2 protein-coding genes are annotated in these 1,536 nt (G+C 62.3%); both read right to left on the bottom strand.

Features of this window, described 5'->3' with window-relative positions; translation table 11 throughout:
- Window positions 1-165: 165 nt before the first annotated feature.
- Window positions 166-297 carry a hypothetical protein gene (locus tag OQK_RS31830; RefSeq protein ID WP_016771117.1) on the bottom strand — a complete coding sequence of 44 codons (132 nt, stop codon included), beginning with the start codon at window positions 295-297 and terminating at the stop codon, window positions 166-168.
- A 269-nt stretch (window positions 298-566) separates the two neighbouring features.
- Window positions 567-1,536 (bottom strand): aromatic amino acid transaminase (locus OQK_RS03350; protein ID WP_038860493.1); only part of this gene is annotated, 970 nt, incomplete at its 5' end.

Raw genomic sequence — 1,536 nt, 5'->3', positions numbered from 1 at the left:
TGTTTCTCGGGTGAGAGGCGATTCCAGATCTCGATCATTTTCTCGGTGGCGCCGATCAGCACGGCAGCTTGGCTTTCGGAGAATTCGTCGGTCATGGCGGGCTCGGGTTTCAGGCAGTGTGGAAAGCGCATGTTAGCGCTTTCCACACGGTCTGTACGGCGGGTCTTACTCTTCGCTGTCGGCTTTGCGGCTGTCAGCGGCTTCTTGCGGCTCGGGCTTTTCGGCGCCGGCGTGTTGCGGGGTCGTCTGCTCAGGTACGTGCAGGCTTGGGAAGGGGAGATTGGGAATCTCGTGCATGGTTGCGCTCCTCGCTAAGTCTGTTGATAGATCAGGTGCTCCGCGCTTTACAAAGCCTGCGCAGGATACAGCAGGAAAAATGACAATCAGACTTTTAATTCAAATTAATGCGACAGATGGCCGCAGGGAGGCAAGAGCTGGGTTTGCTGATCGTTCCCACGCTCTGCGTGGGAATGCCTCAATGGACGCTCTGCGTCCGCTGTTGGGACGCGGAGCGTCCCGGGCTGCATTCCCACGCAGAGCGTGGGAACGATCAGTCGGGTGGGGGATTATTTGCAGGCGTCAGCGATCGCGTCGGCGAGCGATGCGAGGCGGGTGGCGTCGATCCCGGCAACGTTGGCCCGGCCCGAGCTGACCATGTACACGCTGTGCCGCTCGCGCAGGGTTTTCACCTGTTCCGGCGACAGGCCGGTGTAGGAGAACATCCCGCGTTGCACGCCGATGTGCGCGAAACGCTCGCGCAAACCGTGGGGTTCCAGCGCTTCGACCAGACCGCTGCGCAGCTGGGCGATCCGCAGACGCATCGCTTCCACTTCATCGGCCCAGCGCGCTTTCAGCTCTGGATCGGCGAGGATGGTCGCGACCACCGCCGCGCCGTGATCCGGCGGCGTCGACCACAGATTGCGGGCGATATTGGCCAGTTGGCTGCGGATGTCGATGAGCTTGTCAGCGCTGGTCGCGCAGACGATCAGCGCACCGGTGCGGTCTCGATACAGGCCGAAGTTCTTCGAGCAGGAACTGGTGATCAGCAGCTCCGGCACTTGCGCCGCGAACAACCGGGTCGACCACGCGTCCTGCTCCAGGCCATCGCCAAAACCCTGATAAGCAAAGTCGATCAGCGGCAGCAAATCGCGGCTGCGCACCACTTCAAGCACGCGCTTCCAGTCGTCATGGCTCAGGTCGAAACCGGTCGGGTTGTGGCAGCACGCATGCAGCAGCACCACGTCGCCCTTCGGCACTTCCTTGAGCACGGCGAGCATCGCTTCGACGTCGAGGCGATTGTCACTGCCCACATAAGGGTAGTGGCTGACCTTGACCTTGGCGGTGGCGAAAATGGTTTCGTGGATCGGCCAGGTCGGGTTGCTCAACCACACGCCTTTGCCCGGCAGGCATTGCGCGATGAAGTCGGCCGCCAGACGCAGGGCACCGGTGCCTCCCGGGGTCTGGGTGGCGCCGGCGCGTTGTTCGGCGATCAATGCCGAGTCGCTACCGAGCACCAGTTCGTTGATGACCTTGCCG

Source organism: Pseudomonas sp. R62, assembly GCF_000257605.1.
In the GTDB taxonomy this organism is placed as follows: Bacteria; Pseudomonadota; Gammaproteobacteria; order Pseudomonadales; family Pseudomonadaceae; genus Aquipseudomonas; species Aquipseudomonas atacamensis.
This window is presented reverse-complemented; position numbering and strand designations above follow the sequence as displayed.

Excerpts from the sequence above, each read along its gene's own strand:
- OQK_RS31830 (WP_016771117.1), bottom strand. The coding sequence starts at position 297 with ATGCACGAGATTCCCAATCTCCCCTTCCCAAGCCTGCACGTACCTGAG.